Source organism: Rubrivivax albus (assembly GCF_004016515.1).
Classification (GTDB): domain Bacteria; phylum Pseudomonadota; class Gammaproteobacteria; order Burkholderiales; family Burkholderiaceae_C; genus Rubrivivax; species Rubrivivax albus.
In genome coordinates this window covers 691376-710537 of sequence record NZ_SACT01000001.1, presented here as the reverse complement: position 1 = coordinate 710537, position 19162 = coordinate 691376, and the positions used below count along the sequence as shown (strand labels likewise).

Sequence of the window (19162 nt, the reverse complement as noted above, 5' to 3'; positions counted from 1 at the left end):
TTCCAGAACACGTCCGGAGACCTTCGATGCGAGCCCCTTGGAGCACCCTGGTGCTGCTGACCAGCGCCATCACGCTGGTGGCCTGCCAGACCACCCCTGAGCCGCCCGCCGAGCCGGCGCCCGCGACCACCGCCTGCCCCAAGGGCGTGCCCGAAGGCGCCAGCTGCTGGCGCGGCACGGATTCGGTGGGCGCGCACGTGCTGCTGATCAAGCCGGCCCAGTGGAGCGGCGTGCTTGTCGTGCACGCGCACGGCGGCCCGGTGCTCGGCACGCCCACGCCCAAGCGCGCCGATGACGATGCCGCGCGCTGGGCCATCACCGTGAAGGCCGGCCATGCCTGGGCGGCGTCGGTGTTCCGCCAGGGCGGCGTGGCAGTGCGCGACGCCGCCGAGGACACCGAACGTGTGCGGCGCATGTTCGTGCAGCACGTGGCGAAACCGAAGCACACGCTGCTGCATGGCCAGAGCTGGGGCGCCGGCGTGGCCGCCAAGGCGGCGGAGATGTACCCGGCGTCGTGGGACGGCGTGCTGCTCAGCAGCGGCGTGCTGGCCGGCGGCAGCCGCAGCTACGACTTCCGGCTCGACCTGCGCGTGGTCTACCAGCACCTGTGCGGCAACCACCCGAAGGCCGACGAGCCGGCCTATCCGCTGTGGATGGGCCTGCCCGCCGACAGCAAGCTGACCCGGCCCGAGCTCGCTGCGCGCGTGGACGCGTGCCTGGGGGTGCGCAAGCCGGCAGCGCAGCGCGCACCGGAGCAGGCGACGAAGCTCAAGACGATCGTCGACGTGATCCGCATTCCCGAGCGCTCCGTCATCGGCCACCTGAACTGGGCCACGTGGCACTTCCAGGACATTGCGCTGCACCGCACCGGCGGCGGCAACCCCTTCGACAACCAGCGCGTGCGCTACGTCGGTTCGCCCGACGACGTGGCGCTGAACGCTGCCGTGCTGCGCTACGCCGCCAACCCGAAGGCGCAGGCACGATTCGCCGCCGACACCGACCCCACCGGCGACATCCGCGTGCCGGTGCTCACCGTGCACGGCATCGACGACCCCACGGCCTTCATCGAGATGGACCACTTCTTCCGCCAGACGATGGAGAAGGCCGGCCGCGGCGCGAACCTGGTGCAGACCTTCGTGCGCAGCGACCAGCACAGCTACCTGGGCGATGCGACCTACCCGCCGCTGTTCGACGCCCTGCTGGCCTGGGTGACGCGCGGCGAGAAGCCGACGCCTCAGACCGTGTCGATGCGCTGTGAAGCCGGGAAATCCCGGTGGGGCAACTGCGCCTTCGACACGGCCTACACGCCGCGCCCGCTGGATACCCGGGTCTATCCGCGCTGAGGTGGCGGCGTGGCGCCTCGCAGCCAAGCTGCGGCGCCGAGCCCGGCCTGCCGCCCGGTGGCCATGCTCGCCGTCAGCAGGTAACCCCCGGTCGGGGCCTCCCAGTCCAACATCTCGCCGGCGCAGAACACCCCGGGGCACGCACGCAGCATCAGGTGCTCGTCCAGGCCAGCGAAGTCCACGCCACCGGCGGTGCTGATGGCCTCGTCCAGCGGCCGCGGCGCCGACAGCACCAACGGCAAGGCCTTGAGGGCCTTGGCGGCGCGCACGGGGTCGGCCACGCCGTCAGCCCCCAGCACCTCGTGCAGCAGCGCCAGCTTCAACCCACCGAGGCCCAGGCGGCTCTTCAGGTGCGTGGCCAGGCTGCGCGTGCCGCGGGGGCGCCGCAGTTCCGCTCGCACGCGTTCGGCGTCGTGGTCGGGCAGCAGGTCCAGCGTCGGCACGGCCTGGCCGTCGCGTACGATGGCCTCGCGCAACACGGCGCTGAAGGCGTAGACCAGGCTACCTTCGACGCCAGTGTCGGTGAGCACGAACTCGCCCTGCTGGCGCCGGCCGTCGAAGGTCATCGCCACCGGCTTGACCGGCTGGCCGGCATAGCGCTGGCGCAGGAAGGGGCTCCAGGGCCGGGCGAGGTCGAACCCGCAATTGCTGGGCCGCAGCGGTGCCACCGGCACGCCCGCCGCCTGCAGCCGCGGCACCCAGGCGCCGTCGCTGCCCAGGCGGGCCCAGCTGCCGCCGCCGAGCGCGAGCACGGTGGCGCGGGCACGATGCACCAGTTCGCCCGCCGGCGTGGCGAAGCGCAGCGCGCCGTCGTTGGTCCAGCCCGTCCAGCGGTGGCGGGCGTGGAAACGCACGCCTGCACCACGCAGCCGGTGCAGCCACGCGCGCAGCAGCGGCGCCGCCTTCATGTCGGTGGGAAAGACGCGGCCGCTCGTGCCGACGAAGGTGTCGATGCCGAGGCCGGCGGCCCAGGTGCGCAGGGCGTCGGCGTCGAAGCCGTCCAGCGCCGGGCGCAGTGCGGCCTCGGCCGCGCCGTAGCGGGTGCGGAACACCGCGTCGGGCTCGCTGTGCGTCAGGTTCAGCCCGCCACGACCGGCGAGCAGGAACTTGCGGCCCACCGACGGCATGGCGTCGAAGACGTCGACGGGCAGGCCGGCCGCGGCCAGGGTCTCGGCCGCCATCAGGCCGGCCGGGCCGCCGCCGACGACGGCCACGTGCGGCGGTGCATTCATGCGCAGGACGACTGGGAGGGGCGGCTCACCCGCCGACCTCGCGGCGCACCCGGGCCAGGGTCTGCACGACGACGGCCTGGTCGGCCGGCGCCAGGCCACCGTGCCGGGTCAGCACGTCGGCCACGGGTCGGCCACTGGCGCGGGCCACGAGGACGCCATCCCGGTCCACCAGCGACCCGCGCACGAAAGCGGCGGCGGCCCCATGGCAGCTGCGGCAATGCTCGGCGTAGCGCGGCGGCGTCGCCACCTGGGCCGCGAGCATCGCGGTCACCGGCGTCACCAGGTCGTCGGCCAGAACGTGCGAGCGCAGGAAGGTGGCCAGGTCGTCGACGTGGTGGCGGCCCACCAGCCGCCCGTCGCGCAGCACCAGCGTGCGCCGCGCGAACGGGCCGGCGTCGCCGTGGCAGGACTGGCAGCGGTCGTCCCAGTAGGCGTGCAGGTCGATGGCCGCGGCAGGTTCGGGCGCTGCCACCAGCAGCGCCGCCCACGCCAGGCCGACCAGGCCTGCAAGCCTCACAGCGGCTCCGGCCGCAGGCGGGCCGGCCCGGGCCCGGCGTTCGCCAGCGTCTGCGCCAGCAGCGCGGTGGCGGCATGCACGGCCTCGATGGTCGGCGTCGGCACGCCGGCCACCTGGCCGAGCTCGATCACCGCGCCCACCAGCGCCGCCAGCTCCAGGCCACGGCCGGCCTCCACGTCCTGCAGCATCGAGGTCTTGTGCGCCCCGACCGCTTCGGCGCCCGACAGGCGCTGCTCCAGCGTGATGCGAAAGCGCACGCCCAGCGCCTCGGCCACGGCCTGACCTTCGGCCATCATGCGGCGCGCCAGCTCGCGCGTGGGCGCGAAGCGGCAGATGTCTTCCAGCGTGGCATGCGTCAGCGCACTGATCGGGTTGAAGCTGAGGTTGCCCCAGAGCTTGACCCACAGCTCGCCACGGATGTCGCGGCTGACCGGCGCCTTGAAGCCGGCGCTCATCAACGCCTGCGACAGCGCCTCCACGCGCGCGCTGCGGCTGCCGTCCAGTTCACCCAGCGAGAAGCGGTTCCCCTCGATCACACGCACCACGCCGGGTTCGACCAGTTCCGATGCCGGGTAAACCACGCTGCCGACCAGGCAGCCCGGATCGAAGGCCGTGGCGAGCCGGCCACCTGGGTCCACGCTCTCGACCACGCGGCCCTGCCAGGGGCCGTCCAGGCGCTGGAAGTACCACCAGGGCACGCCGTTGACCATCGTCACCAGCAGGGTCTGCGGGCCCAGGCCGTCCTTCAGACCGGGCAGCAGGTCCGCCACCTGGTGGGCCTTGACGGTGAGGAGCACCGCATCGGCAGGCCCGGCGTCGGCCAGCGCCGCCACGGCGCGCACGCTGGACGCGTGGCGTTCGCTGCCGTCCTCCTCGATCAGGCGGAAGCCGCGGGCGTTGATCGCCTCGAGATTGCGGCCGCGGGCGAGGAAGGCCACCTCGTGGCCGGCCAGCGCGAGCCGCGCGCCCAGGTAGCCGCCGATGGCACCGGCGCCAACGACCGCGAACTTCACGCCAACCCCAGCTTCTGCGCCAGCCCGATGCGCTGCAGCTTGCCGGTGGCGCCCTTGGGGATCTCGTCCATGAACAGGATCTTGGCCGGCACCTTGAAGTCGGCCGCACGGCCGGCGACGAAGGTCTGCAGTTCGCGCTCGGTCACGGCCGCGCCCTCCTTGAGCACGACCACGGCTGCGACCTCCTCCCCCAGCTTGGGGTGCGGCAGCGCAAAACACACGACCTGCGCCACGGCGGCATGGTCCATCAGGATCTCGTCGACCTCGCGCGGGCTGATCTTCTCGCCACCGCGGTTGATGATCTCCTTCAGGCGCCCGGTCAGGCTCAGGTAGCCGTCGGCGTCCAGCACGCCCTGGTCGCCTGTGCGGAACCATCCGTCGGTGAACGCCTCGGCGTTGGCCTTGTCGTTGGCCTCGTAGCCGCGCGTCACGTTCGGCCCGCGGATCACGATCTCGCCGACCTCGCCGCGCGCCAGCAGCGCCCCGCCCTCGCCCATGATCGCGATCTCCGGCCCCGCGGCCAGGCCCACGCTGCCGGGCTTGCGCACCGCCGGCGGCAGCGGGTTGCTGGCCATCTGGTGGGTGGCCTCCGTCATGCCGTAGGCCTCGATCAGCGGCGCACCGAAGACTTCCTCGAGTTCGCGGATCACCTGCGGCGGGATGGAGGAACTGGACGAACGCAGGAAACGCAGCGGATGGCGGCGGATCACGTCCAGGTTCTTCGATGCCCGGCCAAGGATCGCCTGATGCATCGTCGGCACGGCCGTGTACCAGGTGGGCCTGGCCTCGTCCATCCAGCCGAAGAACTTCAGCGCGTTGAAGCCCGGCGTGCAGAACACCTGCGAGCCCGCCGCCAGCGGCGCCAGCACGCCGGCGATCAGGCCGTGGATGTGGAACAGCGGCATGATGTTCAGCCCGCAGTCGGCCGCGGTGAAGCGCAGCGTGTCGCGGATGTGCACCGCCGAGGCCGCCAGATTGCGCTGCGACAGCGGCACGATCTTTGGCCGCGACGTGGTGCCGGAGGTGTGCAGCAGCATCGAGACGTCGTCGGGCTGGGCCGGGCCGCCTTCCGCCACGGTCTGCATCGGAAGCGCGTCGGACTGCAGCGTGAACTGCCCGGCCGCGTCGCCCGGTGTCAGCGTGATCAGCGCCACGCCGAGCCGGCGCGCCACGTCCACCGCCGGGCTGGTGCTGCCGGCCTCGACGATCAGCGCCTTGGCGCGCAGGTCGCTCAGGTAGAACTCGAACTCCTCGGCGCGGTAGGCCGGGTTCAGCGGCGCGCTGGTCACGCCGGCGGCACAGGCGAGGAAGCTGCTGGCCATCTCCGGGCCGTTGGGCAGCACGATGGCCACGCGGTCATTGCGACCGATGCCGCGCGCATTCAGCCAGGCCAGCGTGGTGTCGATCTGCGTGCGCAGACCAGCGTGCGTCAGGGCCATGCGGCCAGGCGCTGCCAGGGCCGGCGCGGCCGGATCGGCGGCGGCCAGCAGCTTAACCAGGGTCAAGTTCGTGTCCATGTGCCCAGTGTAGAGTCCCCGCCGTGCTGGAAATCCAGGATCTCGAGGCCCGCCGCGGCCGCCGCGTGCTGTTCTCCGGGCTGGGTTTCCAGGCCGAGGCCGGCCGCCTGGTGCGCGTGGCCGGGCCCAACGGGGCCGGCAAGACCACGCTGCTGCGCATGCTCGTGGGCCTGGGCACGCCGACGGCCGGCACCGTGCGCTGGCGCGGGCAGCCGCTGCGCGCCGCGCGCGAGCTGTTCCACCGCGAACTGGCTTGGGTGGGCCACGCCGCGGCGCTGAAGGACGACCTCACCGCGGCCGAGAACCTGCGTGCCATGGCCGTGCTCGGCGGCGACGACCCATCGCCGGCCGCAGCCGCGGCAGCGCTGGCCGCCGCCGGGCTGAAAGGCCGCGAGCGCCTGCCAGCACGCGTGCTGTCGGCCGGGCAGCGGCGGCGCGTGGTGCTGGCCCGTCTGGCACTGCCGCAGGCGGCGGCACTGCGCACGCTGTGGGTGCTGGACGAACCCTTCAATGCGCTGGACGTGGCTGCGGCAGACTGGCTGGCCGGCCTGGTGCGCACCCACCTCACGCGCGGCGGCATCGTGGTGCTGACCAGCCACCAGGCGATCCCGCTGGACGGCCTGGCCGACCCGTTGACGGTGTCGCTGGGCGAACCGGTGCCGGCGAGCGCATGAACGCCGCCAGCCACGTCGCCACGCTGCGCACGCTGTTCCTGCGCGACCTGACGCTGGCCCAGCGCCGCAAGGCCGACGTGCTGGGCGCGGCGGTCTTCTTCGTCATCGTCACCAGCCTGTTCCCGCTGGCCATCGGGCCCGAGCCGCAGCTGCTTCAGCGCATGGGGCCGGGCGTGGTCTGGGTGGCGGCACTGCTGGCGGCCATGCTGGGCATGCCGAGGATGTTCGCCGACGACGCGGTGGACGGCACGCTGGAACAGCTGCTGCTGTCGACCACGCCGCTGGCGCTGCTGGTGCTGGCCAAGGTGGCGGCGCACTGGCTGCTGTCGGGGCTGCTGCTGGTCATCGTGTCGCCGGTGCTGGCCGTGCAGTACGGGCTGCCCGGTGAACAGATCGGCGTGCTGATGCTGTCGCTGCTGATCGGCACGCCGGTGCTCAGCCTGATCGGCGCCATCGGCAGCGCACTGACGGTGGGCGTGCGCGGTGCGGCGGTGCTGCTGTCGCTGCTGGTGCTGCCGCTGGTGACGCCGGTGCTGATCTTCGGTGCCGGGGCCGTGGAGGCCGCCGGCAGCGGTCTGGGCGCCGGCGCGCACCTGTCGCTGCTGGGCGCGATGCTGGCCGCCGCCGCCTTCGGCGCGCCGCTGGCCGTGGCAGCCGCACTGCGCATAAGCCTTGACTGATATAGGGACTCCCATCGGGCACAATCCGCGATCGGCCATGTCACGCATCAACTGGTTCTATTTCGCGGCGCCGCAGCGCTTCTACGGGCTGGCGGGCAAGCTGGTGCCGTGGTGTGCCGCGGCCGCCGTCGCGCTGGCGGCCTATGGGTTGTGGATGGGCCTGCTGGTGGCGCCCACCGACTTCCAGCAGGGCGAGAGCTACCGCATCATCTTCATCCACGTGCCGGCCTCGTGGATGGCGATGGTGCTCTACCTGGCCATGGCCTTCTGGGCCGCGGTGGGCCTGATCTTCAATGCCCGGCTGGCCGCGATGCTGGCCCAGGCCATCGCGCCCACAGGCGCGCTGATGGCCTTCCTGAGCCTGTGGACCGGCGCGCTCTGGGGCAAGCCCACCTGGGGCACTTGGTGGGTGTGGGACGCGCGGCTCACCTCCACGCTGATCCTGCTGTTCATGTACATCGGCTTCATGGCGCTGCGCGGCGCCATCGAGGACGAGCGGCGGGCCGACCGGGCATCCGCCCTGGTGGCCATCGTCGGCGCCGTCAACGTGCCCATCATCTACTTCTCGGTGAAGTGGTGGAACACGCTGCACCAGGGCGCCTCGGTGCGGCCGCTGAAGGGCTCGACGATGGCCGACGTGATGCTCGAGGCCATGCTGATCATGGCGCTGGCCTTCTGGGCCTACGCCTTCGCCGTGGTGCTGGCCCGCGTGCGCACCATCATCCTGGAACGCGAACGCGGCGCGGCCTGGACGCAGGCGGTCCTGCCAGCCACCCGTGAGGCCACGGCATGAGCGGGATCTACTGGAAGAGCCTGGACGACTTCCTGGCCATGGGCGGCTACGGGCTGTACGTCTGGGGCTCGTTCGGCATGGTGGTCCTGGTGCTGGCCGCGGAACTCTGGGCCCTTCGCCAGCGTCGGAAGGCGCTGGCATCGGAGATCGACGAATGAAACCCCGTACCAAACGCGCCCTGGCCATCGTGGCCGGCGTCGCCACGCTCGGCGTGGCCACGGCCCTGGTGCTCAACGCCTTCCAGAGCAACCTGGTGTTCTTCTTCAGCCCCAGTCAAGTGGCCTCCAACGAGGCGCCGAAGGACCGCGCCTTCCGCATCGGCGGCATGGTCGAGGACGGCAGCCTGCAGCGCGACCCCAACGGGCTGACGGTGCGCTTCGTCGTCACCGACACGGCCAAGACCGTGCCCGTGACCTACACCGGCATGCTTCCGGACCTGTTCTCCGAAGGCAAGGGCGTGGTGGCCCAGGGCAAGCTGGGGCCCGACGGTGTCTTCGTCGCCGACCAGGTGCTGGCCAAGCACGACGAGAACTACATGCCGCCGGAGGCCGCCGAGGCGTTGGCCAAGGCCAAGCAGGGCCAGATGCCGTCGCTGCAGCAGCAGATGGGTCAGACGGAGGCCCGGCAGTGATCCCGGAGATCGGGCACTTCGCGCTCATCCTCGCGCTGGCGGTGGCGCTCCTGGCGCAGACGGTGCTGCCCCTGGTCGGCAGTTTCCGCGGCCAGGCGGCCTGGGTGGCGCTGGCGCGGCCCGCCGCCTGGGTGCACTTCGGCCTGCTGACGGTGGCCTTCGGCTGCCTGATCCACGCCTTCGTCACCAGCGACTTCTCCGTGCTGCTGGCGGCGGAACACTCGAACACCGCCCTGCCCGTCTACTACAAGGTCACCGCCGTCTGGGGCAACCACGAAGGCTCGATCCTGATGTGGGCGCTCATCCTCGCGGGCTGGACGGTGGCCGTGGCCACGTTCTCGCGCCAGTTGCCTGACGTGATGGTGGCGCGCGTGATCGCGGTGATGGGCTTCGTCAGCGTCGGTTTCCTGCTCTTCACGCTGTTCACGTCGAACCCGTTCGAACGCCTGCTGCCGGCGGCCGACGACGGCCGCGACCTGAACCCGCTGCTGCAGGACCCGGGCATGATCTACCACCCGCCGCTGCTCTACATGGGCTATGTCGGGTTCTCGGTGGCCTTCGCCTTCGCGGTGGCGGCGCTCATCTCCGGCCGCCTGGACAGCACCTGGGCGCGCTGGTCGCGGCCCTGGACCACCGCCGCCTGGTTGTTCCTGACGCTGGGCATCGCGCTGGGCAGCGCCTGGGCGTACTACGAGCTGGGCTGGGGCGGCTGGTGGTTCTGGGACCCGGTGGAGAACGCGTCCTTCATGCCCTGGCTGGCGGGCACGGCGCTGATCCACTCGCTGGCCGTGACCGAGAAGCGCGGCGGCTTCAAGATGTGGACGGTGCTGCTGGCCATCCTGGCCTTCAGCCTGAGCCTGATGGGCACCTTCCTCGTGCGCTCGGGCGTGCTGAGCTCGGTGCACGCCTTTGCCACCGACCCCACCCGCGGCGTCTTCATCCTCAGCTTCCTGGGCATCGTGATCGGCGGCTCGCTGGCACTGTTCGCCTGGCGCGGCCCGAAGGTGGGCGTGGGCGGGCTGTTCGAGCCGGTGTCGCGCGAGGGCATGCTGCTGGCCAACAACGTGCTGCTGATGGTGGCCACCGCTGCCGTGCTGCTGGGCACGCTGTACCCGCTGGTCATCGACGCGCTGGGCCTGGGCAAGATCTCGGTCGGCCCGTCGTACTTCAACGCCGTGTTCGTGCCCCTGATGGTGCCGGCGATGTTCCTGATCGGCATCGGCCCGATCGCGAAGTGGAAGAAGGCGTCGCTGCCGGAACTGGCCGTGCAGCTGCGCTGGGCGGCGGCGGTCAGCCTGGTGGCGGCGCTGATCGCACCCTTCCTGATGGGCAGCTTCAAGCCGCTGGTGGGCTTCATGCTGTTCCTGGCCTTCTGGATCCTGGCAACCACGGCGCACACGCTGTGGCTGCGCGTGCAGGGCCAGCCCTTCGCGCTGTGGGGCCAGCGCCTGCGCACGCAGACCGGCAGCTGGTACGGCATGCTGCTGGCGCATGCCGGCGTGGGCGTGTTCATCATCGGCGTGACGCTGGTGGGTGGCTACGAGACCGAGCAGGACCTGCGCATGGAGATCGGCAGCACCGCCACCGCCGGCGGCCACGACTTCAAGCTCGTGGGCCTGCAGGACGTGCAGGGCCCGAACTACGTGGCGGTGCGCGCCACGTTCGAGGTCAGCCGCGACGGCCGCTTCGTCGAGTACCTCTACCCCGAGAAGCGCACCTACACCGTCAGCCGCATGCCGATGACCGAGGTCGCCATCGACCGCGGCGTGCTGCGCGACCTCTACGTGTCCATGGGCGAACCGCTGGACGGTGGCGCCGCCTGGAGCGTGCGCCTGTACGTCAAGCCCTTCGTCAACTGGATCTGGGGCGGCTGCCTGCTGATGGCCCTGGGCGGCGTGCTGGCCGTGGCCGACCGGCGCTACCGCCTGCACAGCCGGCGCACCGAGGCGCTGCCCACCGGAGCGCGCGCCGCATGAAGCGCTACCTGATCCCGCTGGGCATCTTCGTGGTGCTGGCGCTGTTCCTGGGTGTGGGCCTGAAGCTCAACCCGCGCGAGGTGCCGTCGCCGCTGATCGACAAGCCGGCGCCGGCCTTCAGCCTGCCCACACTCAACGACCCGGCTGTCAGCTTCGCGGCCGAGCAGATGAAGGGCAAGGTCTGGGTGCTCAACGTCTTCGCATCCTGGTGCGTGCCCTGCCTGGCCGAGCATCCCTACGTGACGCAGCTCGCACGCATGCCGGGCGTCAACGTGGTGGGCCTGAACTACAAGGACAAGCCGGAGGATGCCAAGCGCTGGCTGGCCCGCCACGGCGACCCGTACCAGGCCATCGCCGCCGACGGCAACGGCCGCGTGGGCATCGACTTCGGCGTCTACGGCGTACCCGAGACTTTTGTCATCGACCGCAACGGCGTCATCCGCCACAAGCAGATCGGGCCGATCACGCCGCAGGCGCTGAACGACGAGATCCTGCCGTTGCTGAAGAAGCTCGATGGCTAACCGGATCGTCGCCACGCTGGCGGCGGCCGGGCTGGCGTGCGCGCTGGCCACGGCCGGCGCCCAGGAAGCCCGCCCGCTCGCGGCAGACCCTGCGCTCGAGGCCAAGGTCTTCGAGATCGCGCACGACCTGCGCTGCCTGGTCTGCCAGAACGAGACCATCGCCGCGTCCAACGCCGACCTGGCCGTGGACCTGCGCCAGCAGGTGCGCGAGCAACTGATCGCCGGGCGCACGCCCGATGAAATCCGCGCCTACATGGTCGATCGCTACGGCGACTTCGTGCTCTACAAGCCGCCGTTCAAGCCGCTGACCTGGCTGCTGTGGATCGGCCCCTTCGTGCTGCTGGCGGCCATGGCCTGGGTCATGTCACGCACGCTGCGGCAGCGCCGCAGTGCCGCGGCGGCCGCCGCGGCGCCGTTGAGCGATGCCGAGGCGCGCCGCGCCCGTGAGCTGCTGGCCTCTGCGGACGTTCCGGACGCGCGCGGCCCCGAGACCCCCCGATGACGATGTTCTGGATCCTCGCCGCCATCATGGTGGTGGTGTCGCTGGGCGTGCTGGTGCGCCCGCTGCTCGCGGTCAAGGCACCGGCCATCGACGACACTGCACAGACCAACCTGCGCGTCCTGCGCGACGCCATGGCCGAGCTCGACGCCGAACTGGCCGCCGGCGAACTCACCGCCGAGCAGCATGCCCAGGCGCGTACCGAACTCGAGCGGCGCGCGCTGGAAGAGACCGCTGACGACGACACCCGGCCCAGCAGCGCCGCGCCGCGCGGCGCCCGTGCCAGCGCCCTGGCCCTGGCCGTGCTGGTGCCGGCCACGGCCGTGCTGCTCTACGCTCAGCTCGGCGACCGGCGCGGGCTGGATCCGGTGCTGGCGCAGCCGCCCGCGCACGCCACGGCGGCCGACATCGACACCCTGGTGCAGCGCCTGGCCGACCGCATGAAGGCCGACCCGGCCGATCCGCAGGGCTGGCTGCTGCTGGGCCGCGCCTACGCCGGCCTGCAGCGCTTCGACGAGGCCCGCGACGCCTACCGCGAGGCCATGCAGCGCATGACCCCCGACGCCAACCTGCTGGCCGACTACGCCGACGTGCTGGCCATGACCCAGGGGCGCACGTTGGCTGGCGAGCCGGAGAAGCTGGTGCTGCAGGCGCTGACGCTGGACCCGGACCACCTGAAGTCGCTGGCCCTGGCCGGCTCGGCCGCGTTCGAACGCGGCGACCCCAAGGCTGCGCTGGCCCACTGGACCCGCGCCAAGGCGCTGGCGCCGCCGGACAGCCCGTTTGCCGGCGGCCTGGACCCCGGCATCGCCGAAGCCCGGGCCGCCGCTGGCCTGCCGGCCGACGCCCCGGCTCCTGTCCCGCCCACGCCTGCCGCATCGGCCGGCGGCCTGCAGGTCAGCGTCCGCCTGGACCCTGCCCTGGCCGGCCAGCTGCAGCCTGGCGACACGCTGTTCGTCTTTGCCCGCGCCGCCGAAGGCCCGCGGATGCCGGTGGCCATCGCCCGGCTACCGGCCACGGCCGAGCCGGTGCAGGTGACCCTGGACGACAGCTCGGCCATGATGCCGGCGATGCGCCTGTCCGGCCAGGCGCGTGTGGTGGTCGGCGCCCGTGTCTCGCGCACTGGCAATGCCACGCCGCAGCCGGGTGATCTCGAGGGCGAATCGGTGCCGGTGGCGCCGAGCGGCACCGTCGAACTGCAGATCGACCGCGTCCGGCGATAGCCGGGGGGGTTTCGCACGAGGGGCGCGAGAGATTCCCCCTCAAGCTCGGACGTGATCGGCCGATCACAGGCAGGTGGACCCGTTGTGCCTCGCCCTCTGGCGGGGCAGCGCCGTCCGTTGGGAGTTCGGCATGCACAAGAAGAGCGTCCCGTCCGCCTCCACCGTACCCCGCCAGGCGACGGCATCGGGTACCCGCGCGGAGGACCAGGCGTGAACACGCGTGACAACGACAGCGCGAAGGACGACGTCTACGACGAGCTGGGTCATGTGGCGCGGCAGCTGCACAGCGCGGTCGTGCAGCTCGGCGTGGACGGTTACTTGCACCGGATCGCCAGCGAGATCCCGGACGCCCGCGAGCGTCTGGTCTACGTCGGCCAGCTCACCGACCGCGCCGCGCACAAGGTGCTTGGCCTGGTCGAGCAGGGGCAGCCGGAATGCCGCGCGCTGCGCGACGATGCCCAAACGCTGTGTGCCAAGCTCGACGCCGCCGCTGTCGGCGCCAGCGCCGAGCAGGCCGCCCTGCTGGCCGAGGCCCGCCGCTTCGCCGAACAGGCCGCCGCGCGCGCCGACCAGCAGCACGAGACGCTCAGCGAGATCATGCTCAGCCAGGACTTCCAGGACCTCTCGGGCCAGGTGATCCAGAAGGTGGTGAGGATCATCAGCGAGACCGAGGACCAGCTGCTCGGCCTGCTGCTCAAGCACGCACCGATGCAGGCGTCCGATCTGAAGCACCAGCCACAGCAGGACCTGCAGGGCCCGCAGGTGGAAGGCAAGGCCCTGGACCAGGGCGACGTCGACGACCTGCTGGCCTCACTGGGCTTCTGAGCGCGCGCGCCGCCGGTGCGCGGGCCCGGCGCTGCCAGCGGGCACGGCCCGTCACGGGCCCAGCGCCGCGTGCCGCATCAGCAGCACGGCGAGCCCCCCCATCGTGACCGCGATCAGGCCGTCCAGCACCTGCCAGGCGCGCGGCCAGGCGAACCACGGTGCCAGCGCCCGGGCACCGAAACCCAGCAATACGAACCACAGCAGGCTGGCGCCGCTGGCGCCGGCCACGAACCACGCCCGCAGACCGGCCGGCTGCTGGGCGCCGATGCTGCCCACCAGCAGCACCGTGTCCAGGTAGACGTGCGGATTCAGCAGGGTGAAGGCGGCGGCCTGTGCCAGTGCGCCCGTGCGGGTCAGGCTGGCACCGTCGGCGGCCGCATCCAGGCCTTGCGGCCGACGCGCCCGCTGCAGCGCCCGCCAGCCGTACACGGCCAGGAACAGGGCGCCGGCGACCGCCAGCACACGCGCCACCCCGGGCCGCTCGCCCAGGGCCTGGGCCATGCCGAGCACGCCTGCGGCGATGAGCACTGCGTCGGCGGCGGCGCAGAACAGCACCACGCTGGCGACGTGCTCGCGGCGCAGGCCCTGGCGCAGCACGAAGGCGTTCTGCGCGCCGATGGCCACGATGAGCCCGAACCCGAGCGCAAAGCCCTGGGCCAGGACTGGCAAGCCGGGCAGCAGAGGGTCGGTCGGCAGCATCACCCACCGATCTTGCACACAGGAAAACAATTAGCCAAACTCAATCGTCTACTTCAGCTGTAGCTGGACTGAATCATGTTGGACTACGCGGCACTGTCCGCCCTGGCCGCGGTCATCCGCGAAGGCAGCTTCGAGCGCGCGGCCCAGGTGTTGCATGTCACGCCGTCGGCCGTGTCTCAGCGCATACGGGCGCTGGAAGAACGCATCGGCTGCGCGCTGGTCGTGCGCGCCCAGCCCTGCCTGGCCACCGAGACGGGGCGGCGCCTGTGCCAGCACGTGGACCGCGTGCGCCTGCTCGAACAGGACCTGCAGGGCATGCTGCCGGGGCTCGGATCCGCGGGCGACGCGCGGGTGACCGTGCCGGTGGCCGTCAATGCCGACAGTCTGGCCACCTGGTTTGCGCCGGCCGTTGCCACCTTCGCCGCCGCCGCACCGGTGCTGCTGGCCCTGTCGGTGGACGACCAGGACCACACCGCCGAGTGGCTGCGCAACGGCACGGTGCTCGCCGCGGTGACCGGCAGCGCCAAGGCGCCCACGGGCTGCGGCAGTCGGCCGCTGGGCGCCATGCGCTACGTGGCGGCGGCCAGCCCGTCCTTCCGGGCCCGCCACTTCGCCGGCGGGGTCGGCGCCGGCAACCTCACACAGGCACCGAGCCTGGTCTTCAACAGCAAGGACGACCTCCAGGCCCGATGGGTGCGGCGACTGTGCCACCGTGATGTCGACCTGCCCCACCACACGGTGCCGTCCACGCAGGCCTTCGTCACCGCGGCACTGGCCGACATGGGCTGGGGCATGCAGCCTCTGGCCCTGGTCGCGCCGCACCTGCAGGACGGCTCGCTGGTCGAACTGGTGCCGGGCACGCCGCTGGACGTGCCGCTGTTCTGGCAGCACGCACGCGCCGCGTCCACCCTGCTGGCGGGCCTGGGCCGCGCGGTGGAGGCCGCGGCGGCAGAGGCGCTGATGCAGCGCTGAGCGGCACCGCACTGCCAGGCCGTAGCATGGTGGCCATGCCGATGCCTGTCTCAGCGCGTCGCGTCGACCGCGGGCCCACCCGCCGGACGATGCTGACGGCCACCGCCCTCGCGTTCTCGCCGGCGCTGCGCGCGCAGGGGCGGTTTCCGCAGCGCCCGATCACCCTCGTCGTACCGTTCGGCGCCGGCGGCATCGCCGACCTGATGGCGCGCAGCTTGGCCGAGCAGATGGCGGAGCATCTCGGCCAGCCGGTGGTCATCGAGAACAAGCCCGGCGCGGGCAGCATCGTCGCCAGCCGGGCCGTGGCGTCGGAGTCGCCCGATGGCCACACGCTGCTGCTGATGAGCAATGGCCACGCGGTCAGCGTCGGGCTGTTCCGGCAGTTGCCGGTGGACCCACGCCGCGCCTTCACACCGATCACCACGCTGGGCTTCTTCGACCTCGGACTGTTCGTGCCCGCGGGCAGCCGTTTCAACACGTTGGCCGACCTGCTGGCCTTTGCCAAGGCGAACCCGGGCCGCCTGACCGTGGGCAGCATCGCACCAGGCAGCACACAGCACCTGGCGGGCCGCCTGTTCGACACCACGGCCGGCGTGGACAGCCTGGCCGTGCCCTACAACGGCAGCCCGGCAGTGCTGGCCGCACTGCGCGGCGGGCAGGTGGACGTGGCCTTCGAGATCGTCGGCCCGATGCTGCCGCAGGTGCAGGCCGGCGCCGTGCGCGCGCTGGCCGTCACTGGCCCACGGCGCAACGCCGCCCTGCCGGCCGTGCCTACCGTGACCGAATCGGGCGTGGCGTCGTACGAGGTCACCTCGTGGAACGGACTGGCGGCGCCCGCTGGCACGCCGACGACGGCACTGCAGCTGCTGCACGAGGCCGCGCTCGCCGCCCTGTCGGCGCAGGTGGTGCGCGATCGCCTGGCCGCGCTGGGCGTGCGCCTGCAGGGCAGCACGCCGGACGCCATGGCCGAGCTGCTGGCTCGCGAGATCGAGCGCTGGGGCGCGGTGATCCGCCGCGCGGGCATCACGCCGAACTGAGCGTCGCGGTGGCCCGCGGGTCGTTGGGCCCGACCATCAGCGGTGCGTCGTGCGCGGCCAGCATGGCCTCGCCATGCTCCAGCACGAAGTAGCGCAGCGCCTCGGCCGCCGGCGACAGCGTGCGCCCCGACAGGTGCACCACGTTCCAGCTGCGCACGATAGGTGCGTCCTGCACGTCGAGGATGCCGAGCAGGCCGCTCCTCACCTCCAGCCCGATGGTGTGCAGCGACAGGAAACTCAGCCCCATGCCGGCCATCACCGCCTGCTTGATGCTCTCGTTGCTGGGCATCTCCATCGCCAACGGCGGTGCGATGCGATGGCGGGCGAAGAAGTCCTCCATGTGCTTGCGCGTGCCGGAGCCGGGTTCGCGGGCGATGAACGGCTCCCGCTCCAGCGCCAACGGGGTCACCGGATGCACGCGCAGCAGCGGATGGTCCGGCGGCGCGACGAACACCTGCGGGTGGGCGGCAAAGGCCTCGGCCCGCGTGGCCAGGTCCTTGGGCGGCCGGCCCATGATGGCCAGGTCGATCTCGTTGCCGCGCAGCAGCGCCACCAGCTGTTCGCGGTTGGCCGACACGTGCAGCTTGAGCTCGACGCCCGGATGCTGCTCGCGGAACTGGACCAGCAGCCGCGGCAGGAAGTACTTGGCGGTGCTGACCAGGCCCACGTCGAGCCGGCCGACCTCCACGTGCTTGAGCCGCGCCATCGCGTCCTCGGCGTCCTTCAGCACCGCGAGCATGCGGCGCGCGTGCAGGAGCAGGTACTCACCTGCGGTGGTCAGCGACACCTGGCGGCCGCTGCGCTCGAAGAGCGGCAGGCCCACCGCGGCCTCCAGTTCCTTGACCTGCATGGTCACCGCCGGCGGGGTCAGGTGCAGCGCCTCGGCCGCGCGCACGAAGCTCAGCCGCCGCGCCACCTCGGCGAACACCCGCATCTGGCGCAGCGTGACGTTCATTCAGGACTTCTTAATTACAAGGTCAGATCATCTGAATTTACCTTATTTCAGTCACTGCTTACATTGGCCTCATCCACCCACCGGAGACCCGCATGAACGCTCCCGTCGAGGCCGGCCTGAAGTCCGACGCCACACAGATCACCGACACCAAGAAGCGCTACAGCGCGGGTGTCCTGAAGTACCGCCAGATGGGCTACTGGGTGCCCGACTACGTGCCCAAGGAGACCGACACCATCTGCCTGTTCCGCATCACGCCGCAGGACGGCGTGGACCCGGTGGAGGCCGGCGCGGCCGTGGCCGGCGAGAGCAGCACCGCCACCTGGACAGTGGTCTGGACCGACCGCCTGACCGCGTGCGAGAACTACCGCGCCAAGTGCTACAAGGTCGAGCCCGTGCCGGGCCGGCCGGGCGAGTACTTCGCCTGGGTGGCCTACGACATCATCCTGTTCGAAGAGGGCTCGATCGCCAACGTCACGGCCAGCCTGATCGGCAACGTCTTCAGCTTCAAGCCGCTGAAGGCGGCCCGGCTGGAGGACATCCGCGTGCCGGTGGCCTATGTCAAGACCTTCAAGGGCCCGCCGACCGGCCTGATCGTCGAGCGCGAGCGCCTCGACAAGTTCGGCCGCCCACTGCTGGGTGCCACCACCAAGCCCAAGCTGGGCCTGAGCGGCCGCAACTACGGCCGCGTGATCTACGAGGGCCTCAAGGGCGGCCTGGACTTCATGAAGGACGACGAGAACATCAACTCGCAGCCCTTCATGCACTGGCGCGACCGCTTCCTGTACGTGATGGACGGCGTCAACAAGGCCAGCGCCGCCACCGGCGAGGTCAAGGGCAGCTACCTGAACGTGACGGCCGGCACGATGGAGGCCATCTACGAACGCGCCGAGCTGGCCAAGCAGCTGGGCAGCGTGGTGATCATGATCGACCTCATCGTCGGCTGGCCGTGCATCCAGTCGCTCGGCGAATGGTGCCGGAAGAACGACATGATCCTGCACCTGCACCGCGCCGGCCACGGCACCTACACGCGGCAGAAGAGCCATGGCGTGAGCTTCCGCGTCATCGCCAAGTGGCTGCGTCTGGCGGGCGTGGACCACATGCACACCGGCACCGCGGTGGGCAAGCTCGAGGGCGACCCGCTGACCGTGCAGGGCTACTACAACGTCTGCCGCGATGCGTACACGAAGCAGGACCTGCCGCGCGGCCTGTTTTTCGACCAGGATTGGTGCGACCTGAAGAAGGTGATGCCGGTGGCCAGCGGCGGCATCCACGCCGGCCAGATGCACCAGCTCATCGACCTCTTCGGCGACGACGTGATCCTGCAGTTCGGCGGCGGCACCATCGGCCATCCGGGCGGCATCCAGGCCGGTGCCGTGGCCAACCGCGTGGCGCTGGAGGCCATGGTCAAGGCGCGCAACGAGGGCAAGGACATCGCCAACGAGGGCCCGGACATCCTGCGCAAGGCGGCCCAGTTCTGCACGCCGCTGAAGCAGGCCCTGGATACCTGGGGCGAGATCAGCTTCAACTACACGTCGACCGACACGAGCGACTACGCCGTGACCCCTGGCGTGGCCTGACCGCATCCAAGGAGACCCGAACCATGATGACCAACCCCACCGGCCGCGTCACCCAGGGCCAGTTCAGCTTCCTGCCCGACCTGACCGACGCCGAGATCACCGCGCAGATCGAGTACGGCCTCGGCAAGGGCTACGCCTGGAGCGTGGAGTACACCGACGACCCACACCCGCGCAACACCTACTGGGAAATGTTCGGCATGCCGATGTTCGACCTGCAGGATGCCGCCGGCGTGATGATGGAACTGCAGAACTGCCGCAAGACCTTCCCCAGCCACTACATCCGGCTGATGGCCTTCGACAACGCCCGCGGCATCGAGTCGATCGCGATGAGCTTCATCGTCAACCGCCCGGCCAACGAGCCCGGCTTCGGCCTGGTGCGCCAGGAGGTGGACGGCCGCAGCATCCGCTACACCATCCACAGCTACGCCACGGACAAGCCCGAGACGCAACGCTACTGAGACCGCCAGAAGGACCGGCC

General features: G+C 71.3%; 21 protein-coding genes. 15 read left to right on the top strand and 6 right to left on the bottom strand.

The window, feature by feature from the left end:
* The first annotated feature begins 26 nt into the window (after positions 1-26).
* Positions 27-1343 (top strand): hypothetical protein, encoded by a 1317-nt coding sequence (locus ENE75_RS03280; protein ID WP_128195571.1) that lies wholly within the window; start codon positions 27-29, stop codon positions 1341-1343.
* Here the strand turns inward: ENE75_RS03280 and ENE75_RS03275 are convergent.
* Genes ENE75_RS03275 through ENE75_RS03260 form a run of 4 tightly spaced genes read right to left on the bottom strand, consistent with a single transcriptional unit; the run spans position 1331 to position 5622 of the window.
* Complete coding sequence (locus ENE75_RS03275) at positions 1331-2575, bottom strand: TIGR03862 family flavoprotein (RefSeq protein WP_128195569.1); 1245 nt, start codon at positions 2573-2575, stop codon at positions 1331-1333. The two genes, ENE75_RS03280 and ENE75_RS03275, sit on opposite strands and share 13 nt — an antisense overlap.
* Positions 2576-2600: 25 nt before the next feature.
* Positions 2601-3092, bottom strand: coding sequence for a hypothetical protein (locus ENE75_RS03270; RefSeq protein ID WP_128195567.1), 492 nt, complete (start codon positions 3090-3092; stop codon positions 2601-2603).
* Positions 3089-4105 carry a 2-dehydropantoate 2-reductase gene (locus tag ENE75_RS03265; protein WP_128195565.1) on the bottom strand — a complete coding sequence of 339 codons (1017 nt, stop codon included), beginning with the start codon at positions 4103-4105 and terminating at the stop codon, positions 3089-3091. Before ENE75_RS03265 ends, ENE75_RS03270 begins: the two co-directional genes overlap by 4 nt.
* Positions 4102-5622 carry an acyl--CoA ligase gene (locus ENE75_RS03260; protein WP_128195563.1) on the bottom strand — a complete coding sequence of 507 codons (1521 nt, stop codon included), beginning with the start codon at positions 5620-5622 and terminating at the stop codon, positions 4102-4104. Before ENE75_RS03260 ends, ENE75_RS03265 begins: the two co-directional genes overlap by 4 nt.
* A 23-nt stretch (positions 5623-5645) precedes the next feature.
* Between ENE75_RS03260 and ccmA the strand changes: the two genes are divergently transcribed.
* From ccmA to ENE75_RS03210, 10 genes are all read left to right on the top strand, one after another.
* Entirely contained in the window at positions 5646-6296 is a 651-nt protein-coding gene (gene ccmA, locus ENE75_RS03255; protein ID WP_128195561.1) for a cytochrome c biogenesis heme-transporting ATPase CcmA, read from the top strand.
* The gene (gene ccmB, locus ENE75_RS03250; RefSeq protein ID WP_128195559.1) at positions 6293-6976 is read left to right on the top strand and encodes a heme exporter protein CcmB; all 684 of its coding nucleotides are present in this window, start codon (positions 6293-6295) and stop codon (positions 6974-6976) included. Before ccmA ends, ccmB begins: the two co-directional genes overlap by 4 nt.
* Before the next feature lie 37 nt (positions 6977-7013).
* Positions 7014-7769, top strand: coding sequence for a heme ABC transporter permease CcmC (gene ccmC / locus ENE75_RS03245; RefSeq protein ID WP_128195557.1), 756 nt, complete (start codon positions 7014-7016; stop codon positions 7767-7769).
* Positions 7766-7927, top strand: coding sequence for a heme exporter protein CcmD (gene ccmD / locus ENE75_RS03240; RefSeq protein WP_233258894.1), 162 nt, complete (start codon positions 7766-7768; stop codon positions 7925-7927). The genes ccmC and ccmD overlap by 4 nt, the downstream gene beginning before the upstream one ends.
* Positions 7924-8400 (top strand): cytochrome c maturation protein CcmE, encoded by a 477-nt coding sequence (ccmE, locus tag ENE75_RS03235; RefSeq protein WP_128195555.1) that lies wholly within the window; start codon positions 7924-7926, stop codon positions 8398-8400. Before ccmD ends, ccmE begins: the two co-directional genes overlap by 4 nt.
* Positions 8397-10376 carry a heme lyase CcmF/NrfE family subunit gene (locus ENE75_RS03230; RefSeq protein ID WP_128195552.1) on the top strand — a complete coding sequence of 660 codons (1980 nt, stop codon included), beginning with the start codon at positions 8397-8399 and terminating at the stop codon, positions 10374-10376. Before ccmE ends, ENE75_RS03230 begins: the two co-directional genes overlap by 4 nt.
* A complete protein-coding gene (locus ENE75_RS03225) occupies positions 10373-10897 on the top strand; it encodes a DsbE family thiol:disulfide interchange protein (protein ID WP_128195550.1) in 525 nt (174 codons plus the stop codon). Before ENE75_RS03230 ends, ENE75_RS03225 begins: the two co-directional genes overlap by 4 nt.
* Positions 10890-11399: a cytochrome c-type biogenesis protein gene (locus ENE75_RS03220; protein WP_128195548.1), complete on the top strand. Its 510-nt coding sequence runs from the start codon at positions 10890-10892 to the stop codon at positions 11397-11399. Before ENE75_RS03225 ends, ENE75_RS03220 begins: the two co-directional genes overlap by 8 nt.
* Positions 11396-12619 carry a c-type cytochrome biogenesis protein CcmI gene (gene ccmI / locus ENE75_RS03215; protein WP_128195546.1) on the top strand — a complete coding sequence of 408 codons (1224 nt, stop codon included), beginning with the start codon at positions 11396-11398 and terminating at the stop codon, positions 12617-12619. The genes ENE75_RS03220 and ccmI overlap by 4 nt, the downstream gene beginning before the upstream one ends.
* 210 nt (positions 12620-12829) lie before the next feature.
* Positions 12830-13444, top strand: coding sequence for a protein phosphatase CheZ (locus tag ENE75_RS03210; RefSeq protein ID WP_158288848.1), 615 nt, complete (start codon positions 12830-12832; stop codon positions 13442-13444).
* 51 nt (positions 13445-13495) lie between these two features.
* On the opposite strand, the gene ENE75_RS03205 is transcribed toward ENE75_RS03210, so the two are convergent.
* Positions 13496-14143, bottom strand: coding sequence for a LysE/ArgO family amino acid transporter (locus ENE75_RS03205; protein ID WP_128195542.1), 648 nt, complete (start codon positions 14141-14143; stop codon positions 13496-13498).
* Positions 14144-14218: 75 nt separating this feature from the next.
* Between ENE75_RS03205 and ENE75_RS03200 the strand changes: the two genes are divergently transcribed.
* Complete coding sequence (locus ENE75_RS03200; RefSeq protein WP_128195540.1) at positions 14219-15115, top strand: LysR family transcriptional regulator ArgP; 897 nt, start codon at positions 14219-14221, stop codon at positions 15113-15115.
* A 35-nt stretch (positions 15116-15150) separates the two neighbouring features.
* Complete coding sequence (locus tag ENE75_RS03195; protein WP_233258893.1) at positions 15151-16152, top strand: Bug family tripartite tricarboxylate transporter substrate binding protein; 1002 nt, start codon at positions 15151-15153, stop codon at positions 16150-16152.
* Here ENE75_RS03195 and ENE75_RS03190 read toward each other — a convergent pair.
* Entirely contained in the window at positions 16139-17107 is a 969-nt protein-coding gene (locus ENE75_RS03190) for a LysR family transcriptional regulator (RefSeq protein ID WP_128195538.1), read from the bottom strand. The two genes, ENE75_RS03195 and ENE75_RS03190, sit on opposite strands and share 14 nt — an antisense overlap.
* 92 nt (positions 17108-17199) lie before the next feature.
* On the opposite strand from ENE75_RS03190, the gene ENE75_RS03185 reads away from it, so the two are divergent.
* The gene (locus tag ENE75_RS03185) at positions 17200-18684 is read left to right on the top strand and encodes a ribulose-bisphosphate carboxylase large subunit (RefSeq protein WP_128195535.1); all 1485 of its coding nucleotides are present in this window, start codon (positions 17200-17202) and stop codon (positions 18682-18684) included.
* Between the two features lie 23 nt (positions 18685-18707).
* Positions 18708-19142, top strand: coding sequence for a ribulose bisphosphate carboxylase small subunit (locus ENE75_RS03180; protein WP_128195533.1), 435 nt, complete (start codon positions 18708-18710; stop codon positions 19140-19142).
* Positions 19143-19162: the final 20 nt, after the last annotated feature.